Below are 5266 nucleotides of genomic sequence, written 5' to 3'. Positions count from 1 at the left end.
GGCCATCCGCGCGCGCGGCCCCTCGTGGGCCCCGCTGGCCGCCGCCTGGTCGGTCGCCACGCGCGTGGGTGCGCCTCTCGCGGACAGCCTGCGCGCGTTGGCGGCGGCGCTGCGCGAGGCCGACGACTGCCGCGACGAGGTGCGGATCGCGCTGGCCGAGCCCGCCGCGACCTCGCGGCTCATGAGCTGGCTGCCGCTCGTCGCCGTGGCGCTGGGCGTCATGCTCGGATTCGACACGCTCGCGGTGCTCGTCACGACGCCGGCGGGCTGGGCCTGCGCGGCCTCCGGGGTCGCGCTCATGCTCACGGCCCGGCGCTGGACCCGACGGCTCGTGCGCGCGGCGCGACCCGGCGACGCCGTGCCGGGACTCGTGCCGGAGCTGATGGCGATCGCCTTGACCGGGGGCGTCTCGCTCGCGCAGGCGCGCGAGCTGGCCACGGAAGCCGCCGGCGCCCCGCCCGACGACGAGACCGAGCGGCTGCTCGCCCTCTCGCGCTCGGCCGGCGTCCCCGCGGTCGAGCTGCTGCGGGCCGCCGCCGCGACGATGCGGCACCGCGTGCGCGTCGCCGGCCGGATGCGGGCGGCCTCCCTGTCCACGCGGCTGCTGCTGCCGCTCGGGATCTGTGTGCTGCCCGCCTTCATCGCGCTCGGCGTCGCGCCCATGCTGCTGAGCGTCATCGGATCCACGTCGCTGTCGCTGTGACCATACGCGCTGTGCCCCACACCAGGTGCCCACCCAACGAAGGAGGAACACATGAACATCCCGACTCACCCGCTGCCCCGGCTCACCCGCCGCCGCGCCGCCGCGCTGCTGGCCGACGACACCGGGGCCGCCACCGCCGAGTATGCGATCGCGACGATGGCCGCGGTGGCCTTCGCGGGGCTGCTCGTGGTCATCATGCGCAGCGACGAGGTGCGCGGCATCCTGGAGGACCTCGTGCGCCGCGCCCTGACGGTCGCATGACGAGGCGGTGGGGCGACCGCGGATCGGTCACGGCCGAGTTCGCGATCGCCCTCCCGGCGGTGGTCGTCGTGCTCGCCCTGGGGGTGACGGCGCTGTCGGCCGGATCCCGTCAGGTGCGGCTGCAGGACGCCGTCGCCGACGCCGCCCGGCTGATCGCCCGCGCCGACGACGAGTCGCGCGCGCAGGACGTCGTGGCCGCCGCGGTCGCCGGCGCGGGGATGAGCGTCGAGCGTCCCGCTGATCTCGTGTGCGTTGCGGCGACGGCACCGGCGGGGCTGCCCGGCCTGACGGTGTCGGCGCGCTCGTGCGCGCTGGGCGGAGGCCGGTGATGGCGGGGGTCGTCGTCGCGGTCGGGACGATCGCCGCATCCGCTCTGCTGACGATGGGACTGGCCGGCGCCGCACAGGCCGCGGTCTGGAGCCAGCGGCTGGCCGGAGCGGCGGATGCCGCGGCCCTCGCGGCGGCGGACGCGGCATCCGGAGCCGTGCCCGGTTACCCCTGCGAGCGGGCGGGCGAGCTGGCCGAGGCCGCCGGTGCGAGGCTCGCCGACTGCGTCCTGGACGGGCTCATCGTCACCATCACGGTACGGGCGGACGTGCTCGGCCTGCCGGCCGTCGCGACCGCCCGGGCCGGGCCTGCGCCGTGACCCTCCCAGCCGTCGCCGTCTCACAGGTGTGTATGGTGTGCATCGAACGAAAGGACCGGTGTTGGCAGAGGGCGCGAAGACACGGAGCCGGGCGGCGACGTCCGGGCACGGCAAGAAGCTCGTGATCGTCGAGTCGCCGACCAAGATGACCTCGATCCAGGGGTATCTCGGCGACGGCTACGAGGTGCTGAGCTCGGTCGGCCATATCCGCGACCTCGCGAGCAAGAAGGACATCCCGGCCGACAAGAAGGCCGGCTACGGCAAGTACTCCATCGACGTCGACAACGGCTTCGACCCCTTCTACGTCGTCAACGACCGCAAGACCAAGACCGTCGCCGACCTCAAACGTGCGCTGAAGGACGCCGACGAGGTCCTGCTCGCCACCGACGAGGACCGCGAGGGCGAGGCCATCGCCTGGCACCTGCTCGAGGTGCTCAAGCCCAAGGTGCCGGTGCGGCGCATGGTGTTCCACGAGATCACCAAGGACGCGATCCGGGCCGCCGCTGAGAACACCCGCGACCTCGACCTCGCCCTCGTCGACGCGCAGGAGACCCGGCGTGTCCTCGACCGTCTCTACGGCTGGGACGTCTCACCGGTGCTGTGGCGCAAGGTCGGCAGCGGCACCGCGGGCCAGGCGCTGTCCGCCGGGCGCGTCCAGTCGGCCGCGACCCGCATGGTCGTCGACCGGGAGCGCGAGCGCATGGCGTTCGTGTCCGCCTCGTACTGGGACATCGAGGCGACGGCCGTCAAGGGCGGCGACGCGTTCACGACCCGGCTCGTGCGGGTGGACGGCGCGGCGCTGGCCCGTGGCACCGACTTCGACGACCGCGGCCGGCTCAAGAGGGCCGTCGTCGTGCTGTCCGAGGCCGAGGCGCGAGAGCTCGCCGCCGCCCTCGCCGAGGTGGGCACGGCGTCCGTGTCGAACCTGGAGTCCAAGCCCGGCACACGCAGCCCGAAGGCGCCGTTCACGACCTCGACGCTGCAGCAGGAGGCCGGCCGCAAGCTCTCGATGAGCGCGAAGCACGCGATGAGCGTGGCCCAGCGCCTGTACGAGAAGGGGTTCATCACCTATATGCGCACCGACTCCACGGCGCTGTCGACGCAGGCCGTGCAGGCCGCGCGCGAGCAGGCCGTGGCGCTGTACGGCGACCGCGCCGTGCCGGCGAACCCGCGGGTGTACCGCAGCTCGTCGAAGAACGCCCAGGAGGCCCACGAGGCGATCCGTCCCTCCGGGGAGACGTTCCGCACCCCCGCGGCGGTGGCGAGCCAGCTCGACCGCGACGAGCAGCGGCTGTACGACCTCATCTGGAAGCGGACCGTGGCCAGCCAGATGTCCGACGCGAAGTACGAGACCACGACGGTGACGCTCGCCACGACCGCGGCGGGCAGGAAGCTCGAGCTCACGGCATCCGGCACCGTCTACACGTTCAAGGGCTTCCTCGACGCGTACGAGGAGGGCCACGACGAGAAGCGGTCGGACGCCGACAAGGCGTCGGACCAGGCGCTGCCGCAGCTCGCGGTCGGCGACGAGCTGGTCGCCCGCGACGTCGAGCCCAAGGGCCACGCCACCAGCCCCAAGCCGCGCTACACCGAGGCCAGCCTGGTGAAGGCGCTCGAGGAGAAGGGCATCGGCCGCCCCTCCACGTTCGCGAGCATCATCGACGTCATCCTCGACCGCGGCTACGTCACCAAGCGCGGGCAGGCCCTCGTGCCCAGCTGGCTCGCGTTCAGCGTGGTGCGCCTGCTCGAGGAGCACTTCGCCGACCTCGTCGACTACGACTTCACCGCCGCCCTCGAGGACGACCTCGACGCGATCGCCCGCGGCGAGCAGCAGCGCGTGACCTGGCTGCACGACTTCTACTTCGGCTCCGACGAGCACGTCGGGCTGCGCCACATCGTCGACAACCTCGGCGACATCGACGCGCGCGAGCTGAACTCCACCCGCATCGGCGACGTCGCGACGCTGCGATTCGGCAAGTACGGCCCCTACCTCGAGGTGGTCGGGGACGACCCGGAGGCGAAGCCCCGCATCGTCAACGTGCCCGAGGACCTGGCGCCCGACGAGCTGACCCCTGCCAAGGCGCAGGAGCTCATCGACGCGCCCGTCGCCGGCGACCGGGTGCTCGGCGTGAATCCCGTGGGCGGCAAGCTCGTCGTCGTCAAGGACGGCCGGTTCGGACCCTACGTGCAGGAGAACGACCCGGTCGACCCGGATGACGTCGACGAGACCACCGGCGAGGTCGTCGACGCGGCGCCGAAGAAGAAGACCGCGAAGAAGGATGCCGCGCCCAAGCCCCGCACGGCGTCCTTGTTCAAGAGCATGTCGGTGGACACCATCGATCTCGACACCGCCCTGAAGCTGCTGGAGCTGCCGCGGGTGGTGGGCACCGACCCCGCCACCGGCGAGGAGATCACCGCGCAGAACGGCCGCTACGGCCCGTACCTCAAGAAGGGCGCCGACTCGCGGTCGCTGCAGAGCGAGCAGCAGATCTTCGATATCACGCTCGAGGAGGCCGTCGAGGTCTACGCGCAGCCGAAGTACGGCGCGCGACGGGCGTCCGCGGCGCTCAAGGAGTTCGATGCCGACCCGGTCAGCGGCAAGCCGATCAAGATCAAGGACGGCCGCTTCGGCGCGTACGTCACCGACGGCGAGACGAACGCCACGATCCCGCGAGGCGAGACGGTCGACGACGTCGACTTCGAGCGTGCGAAGCAGCTGCTGGCCGACAAGCGCGCCAAGGGCCCGGCGCCCAAGCGCGCGACGGCCCGGCGCGCGACGACCCGCAAGGCGCCCGCGAAGAAGTGACCGGTCTCTGGGTCACCCTCGAAGGCGGCGACGGCTCGGGCAAGTCCACGCAGGCGGCGCTGCTGGCCGACTGGCTGGCCACGCAGGGACGCACGGTCGTGCGCACCCGCGAGCCCGGCGGCACCGAGGTGGGGGCGCTGCTGCGCGAGATCGTGCTGCACCACCGCGGGGAGATCGACTCGCGCGCCGAGGCGCTGCTGTACGCCGCCGACCGGGCGCAGCACGTCTCGACGCTCGTGCGCCCCGCGCTCGAACGCGGCGACGTCGTCATCCAGGACCGCTATCTCGACTCGTCCGTCGCCTACCAGGGGGCCGGGCGGGTGCTGGATGCGGTCGAGGTGCGCGACCTGTCGCTGTGGGCGACCGGCGGGGCGCTGCCGGACGTCACGGTGCTGCTCGACCTCGACCCGGCGACCGCCCGGGCGCGGCTGGACGCGGCCGACAAGCCGTTCGACCGGCTCGAGGCCGAGGCATCCGACTTCCACTCGCGCGTGCGCGACGGGTTCCTCGCGCTCGCCGCGGCCGAGCCGGGGCGCTTCCTCGTGCTGGATGCCGCGCGCCCGGCGGCCGAGCTCGCCGCCCAGGTCCGCGCGCGCATCGCGCCGCTGCTCTGACCGGCGGATCCGGGTCTCTGACCGGCGGATCCTGAGCCCTGAGCGGCGAATCCTGAGCAGTAGTGGCGGGTTCGCGAGAGAGGAGGCCGCAACGAGTGCCCAGGATTTCCGCGTGTGCCTGAATCCTCGGCAGTAGTGGCGACCTCGGGCGGCGCGAAGCGACCACAGCTGCCGAGGATTCGGCGGCGCGGTGTCCATGTCGACGCCCCCGCATCCGCGAACCGGATGCGGGGGCG

6 protein-coding genes are annotated in these 5266 nt (G+C 72.9%); all 6 read left to right on the top strand.

Annotated elements, in window-relative coordinates; genetic code table 11:
• Window positions 1–703, top strand: a 703-nt coding sequence (locus tag QM626_RS07395) for a pilus assembly protein TadB (RefSeq protein ID WP_415075544.1), incomplete at its 5' end; no start/stop codon positions are given.
• A 51-nt stretch (window positions 704–754) separates the two neighbouring features.
• The gene (locus tag QM626_RS07390; protein ID WP_415075542.1) at window positions 755–964 is read left to right on the top strand and encodes a DUF4244 domain-containing protein; all 210 of its coding nucleotides are present in this window, start codon (window positions 755–757) and stop codon (window positions 962–964) included.
• Complete coding sequence (locus QM626_RS07385) at window positions 961–1293, top strand: TadE family type IV pilus minor pilin (protein ID WP_415075540.1); 333 nt, start codon at window positions 961–963, stop codon at window positions 1291–1293. Before QM626_RS07390 ends, QM626_RS07385 begins: the two co-directional genes overlap by 4 nt.
• The gene (locus QM626_RS07380) at window positions 1293–1610 is read left to right on the top strand and encodes an Rv3654c family TadE-like protein (protein ID WP_415075538.1); all 318 of its coding nucleotides are present in this window, start codon (window positions 1293–1295) and stop codon (window positions 1608–1610) included. The genes QM626_RS07385 and QM626_RS07380 overlap by 1 nt, the downstream gene beginning before the upstream one ends.
• Before the next feature lie 61 nt (window positions 1611–1671).
• Window positions 1672–4416, top strand: coding sequence for a type I DNA topoisomerase (gene topA, locus QM626_RS07375; RefSeq protein ID WP_415075536.1), 2745 nt, complete (start codon window positions 1672–1674; stop codon window positions 4414–4416).
• Window positions 4413–5030: a dTMP kinase gene (gene tmk / locus QM626_RS07370; protein WP_415075534.1), complete on the top strand. Its 618-nt coding sequence runs from the start codon at window positions 4413–4415 to the stop codon at window positions 5028–5030. The genes topA and tmk overlap by 4 nt, the downstream gene beginning before the upstream one ends.
• The last annotated feature ends 236 nt before the right edge of the window (window positions 5031–5266 follow it).

It is taken from the genome of Microbacterium sp., from assembly GCF_047606385.1.
Taxonomy (GTDB): domain Bacteria; phylum Actinomycetota; class Actinomycetes; order Actinomycetales; family Microbacteriaceae; genus Microbacterium.
The sequence above is the reverse complement of the archived record's forward strand: the minus strand, read 5'-3'. Positions and strand labels throughout refer to the sequence as shown.

Bases quoted from the DNA above. Each gene is read 5' to 3' on its own strand.
- QM626_RS07380 (WP_415075538.1), top strand. From the start codon at position 1,293: ATGGCGGGGGTCGTCGTCGCGGTCGGGACGATCGCCGCATCCGCTCTG.
- QM626_RS07385 (WP_415075540.1), top strand. From the start codon at position 961: ATGACGAGGCGGTGGGGCGACCGCGGATCGGTCACGGCCGAGTTCGCG.
- QM626_RS07390 (WP_415075542.1), top strand. From the start codon at position 755: ATGAACATCCCGACTCACCCGCTGCCCCGGCTCACCCGCCGCCGCGCC.